This window comes from Pseudomonas corni (assembly GCF_057128765.1).
The window spans coordinates 134,277-153,306 of sequence record NZ_JBSKHW010000014.1; the positions used below are offsets into that span (position 1 = coordinate 134,277).

Consider the following 19,030-nt stretch of genomic DNA (forward strand, 5'->3'; position numbering starts at 1 on the left):
ATACAATGGAACGCTTAGAACGTTTTTGGATTTCAACGCGGCGCGCTTAACATTTGTCCAAGAAATTCAGCATGCTTGGGAGGGTCATGGATTTCCAGAAAATATGGGGCTTACCTGCGGAATAGAGCGCTTGAGAAGGTTTTCCGCCTCAGCAGTTTTTTTGGACAGCGCCAGAGTCTTTCCGCAAAAAATCTTCATGATTTAAGTGGTAGGACAACTGATAATTCCGGGGCTCCCAAGGCAAAAGTTTGCGCTATGCATGGGTTGGGAAAACAAACGACACTGCCGGCGGCCAGGTTTGAAAGAGGTAACCGATTGATGGATTCAGCGACTCAAGTGCCGACCTACGGCATGCAGCAACGCAGCGAAAGGCCTGACTTTTACATTCGTGACAAGAGCGCCCGGAGTGCAGAAACCGGTCCGCACCGACATGAGTATTTTCAGATTCAAATCAATCTGGGCGGCGACACGGTGCAGCACATTGGCGGTGTGATCCGGCCATTTCCACGTCACGCGCTGGCGTTCATCCTGCCGCACAAACTGCACCTGATTCCTCATCCAGACGATGGCAATTTCCTGCTGATCAACTTTGCCCAGACCTTTCTGTTGCCGCAGTTGCAGTGCGACCCGCTGGACCTGGAAGACGTGCCTATTGCCTTGGCGCCGGAGTTATCGCCCTTTCGCTTTCAGGAAAGTCTGGATTACATCTTGGGTGACGCAGACTTTGCCGAGATTCACACGCTGTTGCAGCGCATGCGCACGCTGGATCAACAGCGCCAGTTCGGAACGCGGGAGATTCTCAAGGGCTGTCTATTGCAGTTGATCGGCACAGTGTGCGAGCGCTTCGCCGAACCGATCAAAACCCTGGCCGACGACAACGCAGCCGAGCGCAGCCGCCGTGATGCGCTGGCGCGGATGTCTGAGTACGTACGCAAGAATCTCAGCGACCCGGATTTGAATCTCAAGAAGGCGGCCTCGGCGGCGTTTTTGTCGCCCAATTACCTGACGCACTGGCTGCGCAAGGAAGTGGGCAAAACCTTCAGCGAACTGGTGCTCGAACGCAGAATGCACCTGGCGCGCACGCTCCTGCTCAATGGCACCAAACCGGTGGGCGAGATAGCGCGGCTGTGCGGCTTCGCCGACGAAGCCTACTTCTCCCGCCGCTTCCGCAACGCCCACGGCATGCCGCCGGGGCAGTTTCGCAAGCAACGGGATTTGTAAGCCGGTCGCCGTCTGTAGGAGCCAACTTGTTGGCGAGACGAGCAACGCGGTGTGTCAGTCATAACGCTTCGCGAACGAGTTCGCTCCTACAGAGATCCGACCAAGGCAGCCGTGATCTGTATAGATCGAAGCGCGCCGTCTGTAGGAGCCAACTTGTTGGCGAGGCAGTCAACGCGGTGTGTCAGTCATAACGCTTCGCGAACAAGTTCGCTCCTACAGAGATCCGATCAAGGCAGCCGTAATAGATCGAAGCGCGCCGTCTGAAGGAGCCAACGTGTTGGCGAGGCAGTCAACGCGGTGTGTCAGTCATAACGCCTCGCGAACAAGTTCGCTCCTACAGAGATCCGACCAAGGCAGCCGTGATAGATCGAAGCGCGCCGTCTGTAGGAGCCAACTTGTTGGCGAGGCAGTCAACGCGGTGTGTCAGTCATAACGCTTCGCGAACAAGTTCGCTCCTGCAGAGATCCGATCAAGGCAGCCGTAATAGATCGAAGCGCGCCGTCTGAAGGAGCCAACTTGTTGGCGAGACGAGCAACGCGGTGTGTCAGTCATAACGCCTCGCGAACAAGTTCGCTCCTGCAGAGATCCGGGCGAGGCAGCCGGGATTTGTAAAGATCGAAACGTGCCGCGTAAATAGGGGCATTAGGATTTATCTATTCGGATAGCTTTTTTCTGCGCCATAGAACGCTAAGCTTGGGCTCATGGATGATTCCGACTACCTGCGTCTTTTGACGATCCAAGCCGAACAGGCCAACGCGTTCCTTTCCAATGCGCGCAAGTGGGAGCGTGAGCGTTGGGTTTGTCAGCGTCTGCTGCAAGGCCTGAACATTCCCCATCGCAACGAAGACTTTCTGCCCGCGGGGCAAGAGCCGCCAGACGTGCTGTTTCGCGAAGCCTGTTTTGAGGTGTTTTTCGTGCTTGATGAAGGCCGTCGACTGAACGATGAATGGCGCGAAGAATTGCAACGTCGACGCAGCGCGTTTTCCCTGAGCCAACTCGTTCGTCGAGAAGCTAAACCCAAGCGCATCCCTGCCTCCGAGCTACTACACCGCTTGGCGCCGACCCTGCGCAAGAAAGCCCACAACTACAAAGAGCGCGGCTTGGATCTGAGTGAGCTGGACATCATTGCCTTCGCCAGCCTCAAGCGCGAGGTGCTTGATCTCAACAGCCATTTCCCGCCGCCCACCGAGTACTTGCGCCAAGGCTGGCGCTCTTTATCACTGGTCGGCCCGACCTTCGCCCGCGTGTTGTTTGCCCATCCCGACGCACCGGATTTCCTAAGGACCAACCTGGGGCGCAGCGTGGTGTTCGACGTAGGTATCAGCTTGTGAAATCATCTTTTCCTGTAGCTTTCTGACCGCACTCAACGTCCATGAAGAGGCTCACATGACCAGCCGCCTGAACCCTGACGACCAAAGACGTGTCGAAGAGTACCTTCAAGCACCCCAGCATCGAGTCGAGCGCCGGGCTTTTCGGCCGTGGACGCTCCTTGTGGTGGTGATTGCAGTGGTGGTCGGGCTGGGCCTGTTGAGCCGTTTACTGAGTTATCTGACGCTATGAGCTGCCTGGCGCTCGCGCGGATAAACCGCCCAAAGAATTCCTTAAGCCTTATGAGATATCCCCATGACTCATCGTATTGTGATTGTCGGCGGAGGCGCCGGTGGTCTGGAGCTGGCTACCCGTCTGGGTAAAACCCTCGGCAAGAAAGGCACCGCCAGCGTGGTGCTGGTCGACGCCAACTTGACCCACATCTGGAAACCCCTGTTGCATGAAGTGGCCGCCGGCTCGCTGAATTCCTACGAAGACGAGCTGAACTACGTAGCGCAAGCCAAGTGGAACAACTTCACCTTTCAGCTGGGCCGCATGACCGGGCTCGATCGCGAGGCCAAGCAGATTCATCTGTCGGCCACACTGGACGAAAACGGCGCCGAACTGGTCCCCGAACGCAGCCTGGATTACGACTCGCTGGTGATTGCCGTCGGCAGCACCACTAACGATTTCGGCACCAAAGGCGCGGCGGAACATTGCCTGTTTCTCGACACACGCAAGCAGGCAGAGCGCTTCCATCAGCAATTGCTCAATCGCTACCTGCGCGCACACGCCAGCCAGACCGATGTCGTTGAAGAAATCAACGTCGCCATCGTCGGTGCCGGTGCCACAGGGGTCGAGCTTGCGGCAGAGCTGCACAACGCGGCGCAAGAGCTGGCGGCTTACGGGCTGGGCCAGATCAAACCGGAAAACTTGCGTATCACAGTGATCGAGGCCGGACCTCGAGTATTGCCAGCACTGCCAGAACGCATCGGTGGCCCTGTGCATAAGACCCTGGAGAAACTTGGCGTGACTGTGCTGACCAATTCGGCGGTGAGTGAAGTGACCGCCGATGCATTGATCACAGCATCGGGCCAGGTGATCCCGGCGACATTGAAAGTCTGGGCGGCGGGCATTCGTGCTCCGGCTTTTTTGCAGGACATTGCAGGACTGGAAACCAACCGGATCAATCAGCTGCAAGTGCGTCCGACGCTGCAAACCACCCGTGATGACAACATTTTTGCCTTCGGCGATTGCGCCTCGTGCCCCATGAAAGGCACAGACCGAAACGTACCGCCGCGCGCTCAAGCGGCGCATCAGCAGGCGTCGTTGCTGGTGAAGTCGTTGAAGCTGCGCATCGAAGGCCAAAGCCTGCCGGAGTACAGCTACAAGGACTACGGATCGCTGATTTCGCTGTCGAAGTTTTCGGCGGTGGGTAACTTGATGGGCAACCTGACCGGCAGCGTTATGCTCGAAGGTTGGCTGGCGCGGATGTTTTACGTGTCGCTGTATCGCATGCACCAGATGGCGTTGTACGGGGTGTTCCGCACGGCAATGCTGATGCTCGGCAGCCGGATTGGACGCGGGACAGAGCCGAGGATGAAGTTGCACTGATCCTCGCCTCCCCACAATCCGGATCAAACGCGGACTAACCGTGGGAGCGGACCTGTCCGCGAAGAGGGCTGCACAGACGCTACATTTTTAGCGCCTGCCAGTCAGTCTTCGCGGACAGGTCCGTTCCCACGAATCCAGGCAAGTACCTTAAATCGCACGCCAGCCCAAAACCTTCACGGCAACACCTGGCCCTTGCCCGAATGCTTGGCCTTGTACATCCACCGGTCCGCCTCGCGAATCAGCTCATCCGGCGCCTTGCCCGAGTCGGGTTCATAAATCGAAAAACCGATGCTCGCCTGCGTGGTGATGGAATGACCCTTGATGGTCATCGGCTCCGCGATTGCTGCCAGCAGCTTGTTCGCAACCTCCCGCACCTCGTTGGCACCGGGCACGATGCCTTCCAGAATCACGATGAACTCATCTCCCGCCAGACGAATCAGGCTGTCGGTGCGCCTGACGCTGGCTTTCAACCGCTGAGATATCGTGCGCAGCAACTCGTCGCCTGCATCATGGCCGTAGGTGTCGTTGATGCCTTTGAAGCCATCCAGATCCAGAAACATCAGTGCCAGCAGCTTTTTCGAACGATCTGCCCGGGCCTGGGCGATGGGCAGCAGCGAGTCCAGCGCCCGTCGATTAAGCAACCCGGTCAGTGCATCGTGCTTGGCTTCCTGCTCAAGCTCTTTACGGCCCTGAATGTTCTGAATGATCGAGATGAAATACTCCAGCTCGCCGTCTGCCGACAGCTTTTTGGTCACACTCAAGTCGGCCCACACTGCTTTGCCGTTTTTATGCAGGTAGCGCTTTTCGAGCTGGTAATGATCGATATCGCCCGCGACCAGTTGCTGTAACAAGCCCATGTCGGTGTTGAGGTCGTCGGGGAAAGTAATATCCTGAAACGTCAGGCCCTTGAGTTCCTGCACGCTGTAGCCGACCAGATCACACAGCGCCTGATTGACGCTGATCCAGTTGCCGTCCGGGGCCACCAACGCGATACCCACCGAGGCCAACTCGAACATTGACCGATAAGCCGCCTCGCTGGCTTCAAACAGGTCATCGGTTTTCTTCGCTTGCGTGCGGACCAGCATCAGGTTTTCGCGCAACTGCATCTCGCGGCTGACCATGTCGGCCAGATCACTCAAAGTGGATAGCTCTTCCTGGGTCAATACCCGCGGCCGTTCATCAATGGCGCACAGCGTGCCGACGGCATGACCTTGGCTGGTGCGAATCGGCACGCCGGCGTAAAAGCGGATATGCGGGGCCTGGGTGACAAAGAGGTTGTCGCTGAAGCGCGCGTCCCGCGTCGCATCCGGCACTACCATTGGTTCGCTTTGCAGGATCGCGTGCGCGCAGAACGCATCGTCGCGGGAGGTTTCCAGGATTTCGATGCCAACCCGGGATTTGAACCACTGGCGCTTTTCGTCAACCAGTGTGACCAGCGCAATTGGCACATTCAGTACTCTGGCGACCAGTCGGGTGATCCGGTCCAGAGAGGCTTCGGCGGGTGTATCCAGAATTTCAAGCGTGTGAAGCGCTTGAAGCCGTTCAGTTTCGTAAAGCGCAATGGGTGCTTTCATAAGACCGACCGAGACTGACAGTACAACCCGAAGTCTATACCGCGTGCCGCCTGACGCCCACCTTTCAGACGACGCCGAATCTGTAGGAGCCAACTTGTTGGCGAGACCGTCAACGCGGTGTGTCGGCCAAATAAAGCCTCGCGAACAAGTTCGCTCCTACAGAGGTTCCTGAGTGCTTCTTGTGCGCAGCAGCTCAATAAACTGCGCCAACTCCCGGCTCATCGCCTCGCCCCTGCGCGTCAGTAGCCCGAACGGCGCCATACGTTCTTCGATCTGCACCGGCAGCGCCTTGACCAGGCCCATCTTCAGATAATCGCGCAGTGCTGACTCGGACAGCACCATGATCGCGTCAGTCAGTTGTACCAATTGCTGCATCGAATACACTGAGCTGCATTCGATGATGTCTGCCGGCAACGGCAACGCCAGACGCTCAAGCGCCTGATCAAAAGCGATGCGCGCCGGGCTGCTTTCCGGTTGCAGGATCCACGGCCAGTCGCTGACCAGCTCGGCCCAGTCCAGCTTGCGTCGCTTGGCAAGCGGATGGCCCTGATGCACCACCACCATCAAGCGCTCATTACCCAGCGGCTCGAAGGCGTAGTGCTCGCGGTCAGTCGACGCGTTGCGACGGGCGATGGCCAGATCGATGCGCCCCTGCTCAAGTAACTGAATCACTTGGTCACTGGTATCGCCCATGATCCGGATGCGCAACTGCGGATTAAGCGCCTTGATCTCGGCCACGGCGTTCATCACCAGGTCCGGCGCGGCGCCCATGATGGTGCCGATGGCCAGATAACCATAGCCGCCCTGCTGGCGCGCCTGCATGTCGGCGGCGCAGCGATCGAGACCGCTGAGCGCTGACTCGGCAAACCGTAGCAGCTCTTTGCCCAGCGCAGTCGGGCGCATGCCTCGTGGCAGGCGTTCGAACAGCTCGCAGCCAAACATGTCTTCTATCTCGCGCAACATCCGCGTCGCCGCCGGCTGCGACATGTGCATGTTCATGGAGGCGCGGTGCAGGTTCATGCTAGATCCCAGCACCACCAGCATTTGCAGATGCTTGTAACGCAGACGACTGAACAGGTGATGGGCCGAGCTGTTTTCGGACATGGGAAACTTCCTGCAAGCGATACCGTAAGGGTATCGATCTTAATCTAAAAACGATTGGTCACGCATCGTTAGACGGCAGTACATTCCCCCTCACTCCAGCGCTACGCTGGGTGACGCAGTCAATAATTCCAAAAAGGAAACTGCCGTGAACACAGTCCCCGCGTCCCTGCTCGCCAAGGTTTCATGGCGTCTTCTCCCTTTCCTGCTGCTGATGTACATCATGGCGTTTCTCGACCGCGCCAACGTCGGCTTCGCCAAACAGGCCTTTCAAGCCGACACCGGTATTGGCGATGCTGCCTTTGCGTTCGGTGCTGGCGTGTTCTTCGTGGGCTACGCCCTGCTCGAAGTGCCGAGCAACCTGATCATGCACAAGATCGGCGCTCGCCTGTGGATGTGCCGGATCATGGTGACCTGGGGCCTGGTGTCCGCCGCGATGGTGTTCGCCCATACCGAAACCACTTTTTACGTCCTGCGCTTTTTACTGGGCGTGGCCGAGGCGGGATTCTTCCCAGGTGTCATCCTCTATCTCACCTATTGGTTCCCCCAAGCTGCCCGCGGCAAGGCCATGGGCTTCTTTTATTTCGGTGCGCCACTGGCGTTTATTTTCGGCAGCCCACTGTCCGGCTTACTGCTTGAGCTGGACGGCGTACTCGGCAGCCACGGCTGGCAATGGCTGTTTGCTGTTGAAGGGTTGATGGCGACCGTGGTGGGCGTCTGGGCTTACTTTTATCTGGACAACCGCCCCGCCGATGCCAAATGGCTGAGCGTCGAGGAGCGCCAGCAACTGCAGGCGGTCCTCGACGAAGAAGATGCCAGCAAGCAAGGCCACGGCAGCGTGCTCAAGGCCATGTGCCAACCGGCCGTACTTTATCTGTGCGTGATTTACCTGCTGATTCAAGCCAGCGTCTACGGGGTGGTGTTTTATCTGCCAACTCAAGTGGCCGGGTTGTTGGGCAGCAAGGTCGGTCTGATGGTCGGGCTGGTCAGCGCAATTCCGTGGATCTGCGCGTTGATCGCCGCGTGGCGTGTGCCTGCCATTGCTGATCGCACCGGGCAACGCCGTCTGGTCGCAGCGCTGACATTGGTGGTGTCGAGCATCGGCATTGCCGCCTCGGTCACCTTCGCCAATCCCCTGCTGGGCATTCTCGCGCTGTGCTTCGCAGCCTCAGGCTTCATCGCTGTGCAACCAGTGTTCTGGACCTTTCCGGGCAGCTTCCTGGCTGGCAGTGCCGCAGCGGGCGCGATTGCGCTAATCAATTCGTTCGGCGCACTGGGCGGATTCATCGCGCCAATTCTCAAGAACTGGGCCGAAGGCGCTTTTCACTCCCCGACTGCCGGCTTGTACCTGCTGGCCTGCACGACGCTGATCGCCGCCGCGCTAGTGATGGGCATCCGACCGCCGAAGCAGGCAACCCCCCACAAGCTGCCGACTTTTCAGCACTGATTTCAGAATTTACGACGCAAAGGAGTTCTCCATGAGCACGCCCACCATCAAACACGTCCGCGCTTTCGTTTTGCGGGGCGGCGGCGCCGACTATCACGACCAGGGCGATGGCCACTGGATTGACGATCACATCTCCACGCCGATGGCCAAATATCCGGAATACCGCCAGAGCCGTCGCAGCTTCGGCATCAACGTGCTCGGCACGCTGGTGGTGGAAATCGAGGACTCGGCAGGCAATGTCGGCTTCTCGGTCACGACAGGGGGCGAACCGGCGGCGTACATCGTCGAGAAACATCTGGCGCGTTTTCTTGAGGGCGCCAAGGTCACCGACATCGAAAAAATCTGGGACCAGATGTACCTGTCGTCCCAGTATTACGGGCGCAAGGGCCTGGTGATCAACACCATTTCCGGCATCGACCTGGCGCTGTGGGACTTGCTCGGCAAAGTCCGCCAGGAGCCGGTTCACCAATTACTCGGCGGCGCAGTACGTGACGAGTTGCAGTTCTACGCCACCGGCGCGCGTCCCGATCTGGCGCAGAAAATGGGTTTCATTGGCGGCAAGCTGCCGCTGCACCACAGCCCGTCTGAAGGTGAAGAAGGCCTGCGCAAAAATCTGGAGGAACTGGCGGTGATGCGCGAGCGGGTCGGCAAAGACTTCTGGCTGATGCTCGATTGCTGGATGAGCCTGGACCTGAACTACGCCACAAAACTAGCCCATGGCGCCCACGAGTTTGGGCTTAAGTGGATCGAAGAAGCGCTGTCCCCCGACGATTACTGGGGCTACGCCGACCTGCGTAAGAACGTGCCCAAGGGCATGCTGGTCACCACCGGCGAACACGAAGCCACGCGCTGGGGCTTTCGCATGCTGCTGGAAATGGGTTGCTGCGACATCATTCAGCCGGATGTCGGCTGGTGCGGCGGGATCACCGAGCTGATCAAGATTTCGGCGCTGGCCGACGCGCACAACGCGATGGTCGTGCCCCACGGGTCCTCAGTCTACAGTTATCACTTTGTCGCCACGCGCACCAACAGCCCGTTCGCGGAGTTTTTGATGATGGCCCCCAAAGCCGACGAAGTGGTGCCGATGTTCCACCCGCAACTGCTGGGTGAGCCGGTCCCGGAGAACGGCCGCATGCGCCTGTCCAAACTCGATCAACCGGGCTTTGGCGTGACGCTCAATCCAGAATGTCAGCTACACCGTCCGTACACGCACTGACAGGAATCCGTTTATGAAAATGCCCCACAACGCGTTCAAAGCCGCGCTGGCGAAGAACGAGCCGCAGTATGGAATCTGGGCCGGTTTCGCCACCGGTTACGCCTCAGAAATCGTCGCCGGACTGGGTTATGACTGGATGCTGATCGACGGAGAGCATGCGCCCAATACCGTGCCAAGCATCTTGTCTCAGCTGCAAGCGGTCGCACCTTACGCCACTGCGCCGGTGGTTCGCGCTGTGACGGGGGATGCGGTGCTGATCAAGCAATTGCTGGACGTTGGCGTGCAAACGCTGATGGTGCCGATGGTCGAAACCGCCGAGCAGGCCCGCGCGCTGGTGCAAGCCATGCGCTACCCGCCCCACGGCATTCGCGGAGTCGGCGGCGGACTGACACGCGCTACCCGCTGGGACGCCGTTCCGGATTACCTGAACACTGCACACGAAGAACTGTGCTTGATCGTCCAGGTTGAATCGCGCAAGGGCGTCGAAAATGTCGAGGCCATCGCCGCCGTCGAGGGCGTGCATGCGGTGTTCATCGGCCCGGCGGACTTATCCACAGGGCTGGGCCATATCAACAACCCCTCGCATCCCGAAGTGCAGGCGCAGATTCGACACGCAGTGGACGCTACGCTGGCGGCCGGCAAGGTCTGCGGCATCCTCGCCCCCGCCGAAGAAGACGCTCGCCGTTACCTGAGCTGGGGCTGCCAGTTCGTAGCGGTGGGCATCGACATCAGCCTGTTGCGCCAGGCCGCAAAAGCCAATCTGGCGCTCTACCGCGACACCCCGAACGCACCCGCGCCTTCGCGCACGTATTGATTGCTCGTTAACAATAAAAAGGAGCCTGCCATGTCCTCCATCCCGGTTTATCAGAACTATATAAACGGCCAGTTCGCCCCCAGCGCCGAGCATTTCGAGGTGACCAACCCCGCCAGCGGCGCGGTGCTGTCGAAAGTACCGGCCAGCGACAGCAATGAAGTCGACCGCGCCTTGGCATCGGCCCGTGCCGCTCAACAGGACTGGGCGCGCAAACCGGCCATCGAGCGCGCCGGTTACTTGCGCAAAATGGCCAACAAACTGCGTGAAAACGTCGCCCATCTGGCCCGCACCATTACATTGGAGCAGGGCAAGATCAGCGGGCTGGCGGAAGTCGAAGTGAATTTCACCGCTGATTATCTGGATTACATGGCCGAGTGGGCGCGCCGCATAGAAGGCGAAATCATCACCAGCGACCGCCCCGGCGAAAACATTTTTCTGTTTCGCAAACCGTTGGGCGTGGTCGCGGGCATTCTGCCGTGGAATTTTCCGTTCTTTTTGATCGCACGCAAAATGGCGCCCGCACTGATCACCGGTAACACCATCGTGATCAAACCGAGCGAAGAAACTCCGAACAACTGCTTTGAGTTCGCCAAGTTGGTGGCCGAAATCGACCTGCCTCCCGGCGTGTTCAACGTGGTCAGCGGCGACGGGCGGGTTGGTGCCGCGTTGAGCGCTCACAAGCAGGTGAACATGATCAGTTTCACCGGCAGCGTCGAAACCGGATCACGAATCATGGCCGCCGCTGCCAGCAATATCACCAAACTCAATCTGGAGCTGGGAGGCAAGGCGCCTGCCATTGTGCTCGGGGACGCTGACATCGATCTGGCGGTTAAGGCGATCAGGGATTCCCGGATCATCAACACCGGGCAAGTGTGCAATTGCGCTGAGCGGGTATACGTGGAGCGACGTGTGGCTGATGAATTCATCAGCAAAATCACGGCGGCGATGGCGGGGACTCGATACGGAGACCCGCTGGCGCAAACTGATGTCGAGATGGGACCGCTGATCAATCGTCAGGGCCTGGACAGTGTGGCGGCAAAGGTCAAGACCGCGCTGGCCCAAGGTGCCGAATTGCTAACTGGAGGATCTATCGCGGACCTCAAGCAGGGTTTCCACTATGAGCCAACGGTATTGACCGGCTGCCGCGCGGACATGGAAATCATGCGTAAGGAAATCTTCGGGCCGGTGCTGCCAATTCAGATCATCGACGACCTGGACGAAGCCATCACGCTGGCCAACGACTGCGAGTACGGGCTGACGTCCTCGATCTACACCCGCGACCTGGGCAAGGCGATGCAGGCTATTCGCGAGATTGATTTTGGCGAAACCTACGTCAACCGCGAGAACTTCGAAGCGATGCAGGGGTTCCATGCCGGTGTGCGTAAATCCGGCGTCGGCGGCGCGGACGGCAAGCACGGGCTGTATGAGTACACCCATACCCATGCGGTTTACATACAAAGCTGAAGGAGCCCGTGACCTGTAGGAGCGAATTCATTCGCGAGCAACGGTTCAGACGACCCGATTTAATCGCCTGATAGATCGCATCGCGAATGAATTCGCTCCTAGAGATATTGCCAGCACCTATGTTCACTTCCTGTCACAAAAACGTGCTGATTCCTGTGATTTCATAAGCGCATCACACTCGATGTCGCTCGATCACAGGAAGTCACTCCATGCTTCAGCTTTCCCGAATGATGCTCAGCGCCGGTCTGGGTATTGCGCTAAATCTGTCGATTTTCACCACTGCCAGCGCGGCCACCACGGAGGTAACCGGCGCGGGCTCGACCTTCGTGTACCCAGTGCTGTTCAAGTGGGCAACAGCGTACAACCAGAAGACCGGCATCCGCGTTAACTACCAGTCCATCGGCTCTGGCGCCGGCATTGCGCAGATCAAGGAAGCCGCCGTAGATTTCGGCGCCAGCGACATGCCGATGAAGTCAGCAGAATTGCAATCTCTGGGCTTGCAGCAGTTTCCGTCGGTCATCGGCGGCGTAGTGCCGGTGATCAACGTGGCAAATGTGGCGCCTGGCAGCATGAAGTTCAGCGGACCACTGCTGGCCGATATCTTCATGGGCAACATCAGCAAGTGGAATGACCCGGCGATCGTCGCCCTTAATCCGGGCCAGAAGTTGCCTGATGCAAAAATTAACGTGGTTTACCGGTCTGAGGACTCAGGCACCACGTTCAACTTCACCAGCTACTTGTCTCGTGTCAGCCCGCAATGGAAAACCAAACTGGGCGAAGGCACGTCGGTGAAATGGCCTGTGGGACTGGGTAGCAAAGGCAGTGAGGGCGTGGCGTCGTACGTGAAGCAGATGCCCAATTCGATCGGCTACGTCGAATACGCCTACGTCAAACAGCAAAAGCTCAACTTCGGGTTGCTGCAGAACGCATCCGGCAACTTCGTGGCGCCGAGTACTGAGAGCTTCCAGGCTGCGGCTGCAACAGCTGACTGGAAAAACGCCAAGGACTTTGATCTGTCGATGCTCAATGCACCTGGCGAGCAGGCTTATCCGATCACGGCGGCGACTTTTATCATCATGTATCGCCAAGCCAAGGACGCCGATCGCCAGAAAGCCGTGCAGGACTTTTTCCGCTGGACGCTGGAAAACGGTCAGGAGCACGCCCGCTCGCTGGATTTCGCGCCGATTCCGATGGACTTGAAAAACCAGATCGAAGCGTCGTGGGGTGATGCGCCGAAAGCGCAGTAGCAGGAAATAGACACAAACAAAAAAGGCGTCCCGAAGGACGCCTTTTTCATTTGCTTCAACGCTGTTGGCGTTGAAGCCAGTCTTCAGCCCATTTACAACACTGGACAGAAAATGGTCGGGGTAAGGGGATTCGAACTCCTGACATCCTGCTCCCAAAGCAGGCGCGCTACCGGACTGCGCTATACCCCGATAAAACAAGAATGCACCTCGTAAGGCGCATTCTAAGCGGGTGACGCGACTGGCGTCACTCCCTAAGATTCAACCCGATGAAGCCGGGCAGAAAATGGTGGGTCGTGTGGGATTCGAACCTACGACCAATTGGTTAAAAGCCAACTGCTCTACCAACTGAGCTAACGACCCAAAATAGTGGTCGGGGTAAGGGGATTCGAACTCCTGACATCCTGCTCCCAAAGCAGGCGCGCTACCGGACTGCGCTATACCCCGACAATGCTGCATTCTGGAAATTGGCTCCGTGACCAGGACTCGAACCTGGGACCCAATGATTAACAGTCATTTGCTCTACCGACTGAGCTATCACGGAACTATTCAATTTCAGATGCAACTTACAACGCTTCCAACACAACAAACCCAGTACATCCATACAAAACAATGTCTTGCACTTACTACCCTGAATCTCCTGCATTTTCAGCCTCTTCGACCTGTTCGCATCGCTGCGTTCACGTCTCTGAGGCGCGCTATTCTACATTTCCATAAACACCTGTCAACCCTCTAAATTGCTTTTAAGACAATGATTTGCGACTTTCCTGAAGATCGCCCTTCAACCGCCGCCAATCCACGTTCTCGCGCAAATCACCCGCGAAAAAAAAGGGCCTCCACGCGGGAAGCCCTTATGCCCTCTATATAAGCAGCGGCCAGATCAGCTGAAAACGATCTCGTCGCCTTCGACACGGCCGGTGATGCTGCTGCCAGGCATGAACTCGCCCGACAGGATCAAGGTCGCCAGCGGGTTTTCGATCCAGCGCTGAATCCCGCGCTTCAAAGGCCGCGCGCCATAGACAGGGTCGTAACCCACAGCGATCAACTTATCCATCGCCTCAGGTGTCAGCTCAAGCGCCAGATCACGCTCTGCCAGACGTTTACGAAGACGCCCCAGCTGAATGTCGGCAATACCGGCAATCTGATCACGCGCCAGTGGCTCAAACACCACCACTTCGTCGATCCGGTTTACAAACTCCGGACGGAAATGTGAGCTGACCGCATCCATCACTGCCGCACGTTGTGCCTCGCGGTCCCCTTCCAGCTCCTGAATTCGCGCTGAGCCGAGGTTCGAGGTCATGACGATTACGGTGTTGCGGAAATCAACCGTACGGCCGTGGCTGTCCGTCAGACGCCCGTCTTCGAGCACTTGCAGCAGCACGTTGAACACGTCCGGATGGGCCTTCTCGACTTCGTCCAGCAAAATCACCGAGTACGGCTTGCGACGTACGGCCTCGGTCAGGTAACCACCCTCCTCGTAACCGACATAGCCCGGCGGCGCGCCGATCAGCCGAGCCACAGAGTGTTTCTCCATGAACTCGGACATATCGATCCGCACCATCGCCTCTTCGGTATCGAACAGGAATTCGGCAAGCGCCTTGCACAGCTCTGTCTTACCCACCCCGGTCGGGCCGAGGAACATGAACGAGCCGCTTGGCCGATTAGGATCAGACAACCCCGCACGCGAACGGCGCACGGCATTTGCCACGGCCACCACCGCTTCGTTCTGACCGATCACGCGCTGATGCAGCAGGCTTTCCATCTTCATCAATTTGTCGCGCTCGCCTTCGAGCATTTTCGACACAGGAATGCCGGTCCATTTGGAAACGACCTCAGCGATCTCTTCCTCAGTAACCTTACTGCGCAGCAACTGATTCTCAGGCTTGCCGTGCTGATCGACCATCTGCAGGCTGCGCTCCAGATCCGGGATGATCCCGTACTGCAACTCGGCCATGCGGTTCAGATCTCCTTTACGGCGCGCAGCCTCCAGTTCCTGGCGCGACTGCTCGATCTTTTGCTGGATCTGCGCAGAACCGGTGACTTCGGCTTTTTCCGAGGTCCAGATTTCTTCCAGATCGGCGTACTCGCGCTCCAGACGAATGATTTCTTCCTGCAGCTTTTCAAGACGCTTAATGGCAGCTTCGTCGTCTTCTTTCTTCAGCGCCTGGGCTTCGACCTTGAGCTGAATCAAACGCCGCTCAAGACGGTCGAGGACTTCGGGCTTGGAGTCGATCTCCATGCGAATGCGGCTGGCGGCTTCGTCAATCAGGTCGATCGCCTTGTCGGGCAACTGGCGATCGGTGATGTAACGATGGCTGAGTTTGGCCGCCGCGATGATTGCACCGTCGGTGATCGCTACTTTATGGTGAACTTCATAGCGCTCTTTCAGGCCGCGCAGAATGGCGATGGTGTCCTCTTCGCTCGGTTCTTCCACCAACACTTTCTGGAAGCGACGCTCCAAGGCGGCATCTTTCTCGATGTACTGGCGATATTCATTGAGCGTGGTCGCGCCGACGCAGTGCAGCTCGCCCCGCGCCAACGCAGGTTTGAGCATGTTGCCAGCGTCCATTGAGCCTTCGGCCTTACCGGCGCCAACCATAGTGTGCAGTTCGTCGATGAACAGGATGATCTGGCCTTCCTGCTTGGACAGCTCATTGAGAAGCCCTTTGAGGCGCTCTTCGAATTCACCGCGGAACTTGGCGCCAGCAATCAACGCGCCCATGTCCAGAGAGAGCAAACGCTTGCCCTTCAGACCGTCCGGCACTTCGCCGTTGATGATGCGCTGCGCCAGGCCTTCGGCAATGGCGGTTTTACCGACGCCAGGTTCGCCAATCAGCACCGGGTTGTTTTTGGTCCGGCGTTGCAGCACCTGAATCGTGCGACGGATTTCGTCGTCACGCCCGATGACCGGGTCCAGCTTGCCCTCTTCGGCGCGCTTGGTCAGGTCGACGGTGTATTTGTCCAACGCCTGGCGCGACTCTTCCACGTTGGCGTCATTGACCGCGCCGCCGCCACGCAGGTTGATAATCGCGTTTTCAAGCGCTTTCTTGCTGACGCCCTGACCGAGAAGCAGTTTGCCGAGCTTGCTGTTCTCGTCCATGGCGGCGAGCAGTACCAGTTCGCTGGAAATGAACTGATCACTTTTTTGCTGGGCAAGGCGGTCGGCTTGATTGAGCAGACGCGCCAAGTCCTGCGACATATTCACGTCGCCGGTCGGGTTCTGGATTTTTGGCAGTTGGTCAAGCTCTTTGCTCAACTCTTTACGCAGGCTGTTGACGTCAAAGCCCACTTGCAACAGCAGTGGTTTGATTGAACCGCCCTGCTGCTCAAGCAAGGCCTGCATCAAGTGCGCCGGCTCGATAGCCGGATGGTCCAGGCCCACTGCGAGAGATTGGGCGTCGGATAAAGCCAACTGTAATTTGCTGGTTAAACGATCGATACGCATTAGTCACCTTCCTATATAGCCAGGCCGGAGCAATGAACACACCTGATAAAGAAAACCTGGCAGATGGTCCGTTAGATGCGGGCAATTGTTCAGGATTCAAGCGGTGGTTGATTGATGTGGATCAACGATAGCTGTCGCGAGCCAGTTTGATGCAGTAGTGAGGGACATCTGATTATGATTTTTGCCTGGAGCGAAAATGCGGAACGCCTCTAATTGCTTCAAAACCGAGGTCGGAGGCAATAGGGCCGCTACGCAACCCATCGTCGGCAAGCCGGACTCCTACGCCCTTCGGGCAGAAGCAGACCAGTTACGCTACACCGCTTTTGATTCTGCCCGGAGCGGGAATTCGGCGCGCCGCGAATCGCTTTTTTGATTCTGCCCGGAGCGCGTAGGAGCGCAGCTTGCTCGCGATCTGGCGCGAAGCGGCAGTAAAACCGGCGCATGGGGTGGGTCAGACAAAGCCGAGGTCCATCGCATTGGGGCTGCTGCGCAACCCATCGTCGGCAAGCCGGACTCCTACGCCCTTCGGGCAGAAGCAGACCAGCAAAGCTATAACGCCTTTGATTCTGCCCGGAACGGGAATTCGGCGCGCCGCGAATCGCTTTTGATTCTGCCCGGAGGGCGTAGGAGCGCAGCTTGCTCGCGATCTGGCGCGAAGCGGCAGTAAAACCGGCGCATGGGGTGGGTCAGACAAAGCCGAGGTCCATCGCATTGGGGCTGCTACGCAACCCATCGTCGGCAAGCCGGACTCCTACGCCCTTCGGGCAGAAACGGAGATCGCACGTGCCGGTCATGTTGGAAAGTCTGGGCAGAAGCGGGTCAGGCGTGTTCGATCCAGATCAAGGAGGCGAAACGCCCGGTGCGGGCGCTTCGGCGGTAGGAGTAAAAGCGTGGATCGTTGTAGGTCGAAAATCCGCCGCCGTAGACCGCTGTCACCCCGTAAGCCGCCAGGCGCAAGCGCGCCAGCTGATAGATGTTGGCCATGAACTTGCCGTCGTTGACACTCGGTACGAAGGCATCGACCGTCGATGGGTGCGTGGCGATGAATGCCTCTCGCACTTCTGGCCCGACCTCGAACGCGTCCGGTCCGATGGCAGGACCCAACCAGACCATGACATCGGCTGGATCGTTGGAAAAACTGCTCACCGCCGCTTCCAGCACCCCCGCCGCCAGCCCTCGCCAACCGGCATGGGCCGCAGCGACCCTGTCGCCCGCGCGATTGCAGAACAGCGCTGGCAAACAATCGGCGGTCATGATGGTGCAGGCAATTCCCGGGGTGGACGTCCAACTGGCGTCGGCTTCCATCACTTCGGTGGTCGTGGCTTCAACAACTGAGACGCCATGTACCTGACGCAGCCAGGCTGGTTGGATTAGGAGCCGGGAGGTCAGCGCAAGGCGATTACTGCTGACAGCTTGAGAATCATCATCGACATGATCCCCAAGATTGAAACTGTCGAACGGCGCCAGACTCACGCCGCCCGCTCGCGTGGTGACGCATGACCTAACCCCGGCTGGCGCAGGCCAGTCGGGAATGAGCCAGTCCGCCACAAAATCACTCATCCAACAAACGCTTCGCGGTCCTGCTTGAGCAGCGACAGCAACCAGACAAAGTCGTCTGGAAGAGGCGATTCCCAGCTCATGCGCTGACCGGTCGTCGGGTGATCCAGCTCAAGGAAGCGGGCATGCAACGCCTGACGCGGGAAGTGCTTGAGCGATTCGACCATCGTCACACTGGCCGCTGGAGGTATGCGGAAGCGACCGCCGTAGGCTGGATCGCCCACCAGCGGGAAGTTGATGTGCGACATGTGCACACGAATCTGATGCGTACGGCCAGTTTCGAGCTTGACCCGGACGTGGGTGTGGGAGCGAAAACGCTCCAGCACACGATAATGACTGACCGCGGGCTTGCCGCCTTCCATCACTGCCATACGCTGGCGTTGCTGGCCATGACGTCCGATCGGCGCGTTGATCTTGCCACCGGCTGTCACGACACCGATCACGATGCACTCATAAATACGGCTGACGCTACGGTTCTGCAGCTGGGTAACCAGCTGCGTTTGCGCCTGAATGGTCTTGGCCACCACCATCAAACCGGTGGTGTCCTTGTCCAGGCGATGCACGATACCGGCACGCGGAACATTGACGATGTCCGGTATGTGATGCAACAAAGCGTTCAACAATGTGCCATCGGCATGGCCTGCGGCGGGGTGTACGACCAAACCGGCAGGTTTGTTGATGACCAGGATCTGGTCGTCTTCATAGACGATGTCCAGTTCGATGTCCTGGGCGATCCACTCGCCCTGGGCTTCCTGTTCGGCGACCAAAGCCAGCACGGCGCCGCCATGCACGATGTCACGCGGGCGCAGAACGCCTCCGTCCACAGTCAGGCGGCCGTCTTTGATCCAGGCGGAAAGGCGCGAGCGTGAGTGCTCAGCGAAGAGTTGGGCGGCGACTTGGTCGAGGCGTTGACCGCCCAATTCGGACGGCACCTCTGCGCGGAGTTCTATGATCTCAGACATGCTCAAACTAGGAGGTGGCACTGGCCTTTGGTTTCGGCTGCGCGCTTGTGGTTAAATACGGCG

14 protein-coding genes and 4 tRNA genes are annotated in these 19,030 nt (G+C 58.3%); 9 read left to right on the plus strand and 9 right to left on the minus strand.

Annotation, left to right across the window (positions count from 1 at the left end; translation table 11 throughout):
- The first annotated feature begins 318 nt into the window (after nucleotides 1-318).
- The 4 genes from ACWKV9_RS20930 (at nucleotide 319) to ACWKV9_RS20945 (ending at nucleotide 4,143) form a co-directional block, all read left to right on the plus strand.
- Nucleotides 319-1,221: a helix-turn-helix transcriptional regulator gene (locus ACWKV9_RS20930; RefSeq protein WP_483838040.1), complete on the plus strand. Its 903-nt coding sequence runs from the start codon at nucleotides 319-321 to the stop codon at nucleotides 1,219-1,221.
- Between the two features lie 701 nt (nucleotides 1,222-1,922).
- A complete protein-coding gene (locus ACWKV9_RS20935) occupies nucleotides 1,923-2,552 on the plus strand; it encodes a DUF1780 domain-containing protein (protein WP_483838041.1) in 630 nt (209 codons plus the stop codon).
- A gap of 55 nt (nucleotides 2,553-2,607) precedes the next feature.
- Nucleotides 2,608-2,781 carry a DUF3094 family protein gene (locus ACWKV9_RS20940; protein WP_483838042.1) on the plus strand — a complete coding sequence of 58 codons (174 nt, stop codon included), beginning with the start codon at nucleotides 2,608-2,610 and terminating at the stop codon, nucleotides 2,779-2,781.
- Nucleotides 2,782-2,844: 63 nt separating this feature from the next.
- The gene (locus tag ACWKV9_RS20945) at nucleotides 2,845-4,143 is read left to right on the plus strand and encodes an NAD(P)/FAD-dependent oxidoreductase (RefSeq protein WP_483838043.1); all 1,299 of its coding nucleotides are present in this window, start codon (nucleotides 2,845-2,847) and stop codon (nucleotides 4,141-4,143) included.
- Between the two features lie 173 nt (nucleotides 4,144-4,316).
- Here the strand turns inward: ACWKV9_RS20945 and ACWKV9_RS20950 are convergent, their stop codons facing one another.
- Both ACWKV9_RS20950 and ACWKV9_RS20955 read right to left on the minus strand, forming a co-directional pair.
- Nucleotides 4,317-5,717, minus strand: a complete 1,401-nt coding sequence (locus ACWKV9_RS20950; RefSeq protein WP_483838044.1) for a diguanylate cyclase domain-containing protein — start codon at nucleotides 5,715-5,717, stop codon at nucleotides 4,317-4,319.
- A 156-nt stretch (nucleotides 5,718-5,873) separates the two neighbouring features.
- Nucleotides 5,874-6,821 carry a LysR family transcriptional regulator gene (locus tag ACWKV9_RS20955; protein WP_483838045.1) on the minus strand — a complete coding sequence of 316 codons (948 nt, stop codon included), beginning with the start codon at nucleotides 6,819-6,821 and terminating at the stop codon, nucleotides 5,874-5,876.
- Nucleotides 6,822-6,966: 145 nt separating this feature from the next.
- Here ACWKV9_RS20955 and ACWKV9_RS20960 point away from each other — a divergent pair, with 145 nt between their 5' ends.
- From ACWKV9_RS20960 to pstS, 5 genes are all read left to right on the plus strand, one after another.
- Nucleotides 6,967-8,265, plus strand: coding sequence for an MFS transporter (locus ACWKV9_RS20960; protein ID WP_483838046.1), 1,299 nt, complete (start codon nucleotides 6,967-6,969; stop codon nucleotides 8,263-8,265).
- Nucleotides 8,266-8,296: 31 nt separating this feature from the next.
- Complete coding sequence (gene rhmD / locus ACWKV9_RS20965) at nucleotides 8,297-9,481, plus strand: L-rhamnonate dehydratase (RefSeq protein WP_483838047.1); 1,185 nt, start codon at nucleotides 8,297-8,299, stop codon at nucleotides 9,479-9,481.
- A 13-nt stretch (nucleotides 9,482-9,494) separates the two neighbouring features.
- The gene (locus ACWKV9_RS20970; RefSeq protein ID WP_483838048.1) at nucleotides 9,495-10,295 is read left to right on the plus strand and encodes an aldolase/citrate lyase family protein; all 801 of its coding nucleotides are present in this window, start codon (nucleotides 9,495-9,497) and stop codon (nucleotides 10,293-10,295) included.
- A gap of 30 nt (nucleotides 10,296-10,325) precedes the next feature.
- Complete coding sequence (gene aldA / locus ACWKV9_RS20975) at nucleotides 10,326-11,759, plus strand: aldehyde dehydrogenase (protein ID WP_483838049.1); 1,434 nt, start codon at nucleotides 10,326-10,328, stop codon at nucleotides 11,757-11,759.
- Nucleotides 11,760-11,968: 209 nt separating this feature from the next.
- On the plus strand, nucleotides 11,969-13,006 hold the full coding sequence (pstS, locus tag ACWKV9_RS20980) for a phosphate ABC transporter substrate-binding protein PstS (protein ID WP_483838050.1): 1,038 nt from the start codon (nucleotides 11,969-11,971) through the stop codon (nucleotides 13,004-13,006).
- A 112-nt stretch (nucleotides 13,007-13,118) separates the two neighbouring features.
- Here the strand turns inward: pstS and ACWKV9_RS20985 are convergent.
- The 7 genes from ACWKV9_RS20985 to rluD all read right to left on the minus strand — a co-directional run bounded on the left by ACWKV9_RS20985 (nucleotide 13,119) and on the right by rluD (nucleotide 18,967).
- Nucleotides 13,119-13,195 (minus strand) — tRNA-Pro (locus tag ACWKV9_RS20985).
- 95 nt (nucleotides 13,196-13,290) lie between these two features.
- Nucleotides 13,291-13,366: transfer RNA gene (locus ACWKV9_RS20990), tRNA-Lys, on the minus strand.
- Nucleotides 13,367-13,373: 7 nt separating this feature from the next.
- Nucleotides 13,374-13,450: transfer RNA gene (locus tag ACWKV9_RS20995), tRNA-Pro, on the minus strand.
- Nucleotides 13,451-13,471: 21 nt separating this feature from the next.
- A tRNA-Asn gene (locus ACWKV9_RS21000) sits at nucleotides 13,472-13,547 on the minus strand.
- A gap of 336 nt (nucleotides 13,548-13,883) precedes the next feature.
- The gene (gene clpB / locus ACWKV9_RS21005) at nucleotides 13,884-16,448 is read right to left on the minus strand and encodes an ATP-dependent chaperone ClpB (RefSeq protein WP_483838051.1); all 2,565 of its coding nucleotides are present in this window, start codon (nucleotides 16,446-16,448) and stop codon (nucleotides 13,884-13,886) included.
- 819 nt (nucleotides 16,449-17,267) lie between these two features.
- The gene (gene pgeF, locus ACWKV9_RS21010; protein ID WP_483838093.1) at nucleotides 17,268-17,996 is read right to left on the minus strand and encodes a peptidoglycan editing factor PgeF; all 729 of its coding nucleotides are present in this window, start codon (nucleotides 17,994-17,996) and stop codon (nucleotides 17,268-17,270) included.
- Nucleotides 17,997-18,004: 8 nt separating this feature from the next.
- Complete coding sequence (rluD, locus tag ACWKV9_RS21015; RefSeq protein WP_483838052.1) at nucleotides 18,005-18,967, minus strand: 23S rRNA pseudouridine(1911/1915/1917) synthase RluD; 963 nt, start codon at nucleotides 18,965-18,967, stop codon at nucleotides 18,005-18,007.
- Between the last annotated feature and the right edge of the window lie 63 nt (nucleotides 18,968-19,030).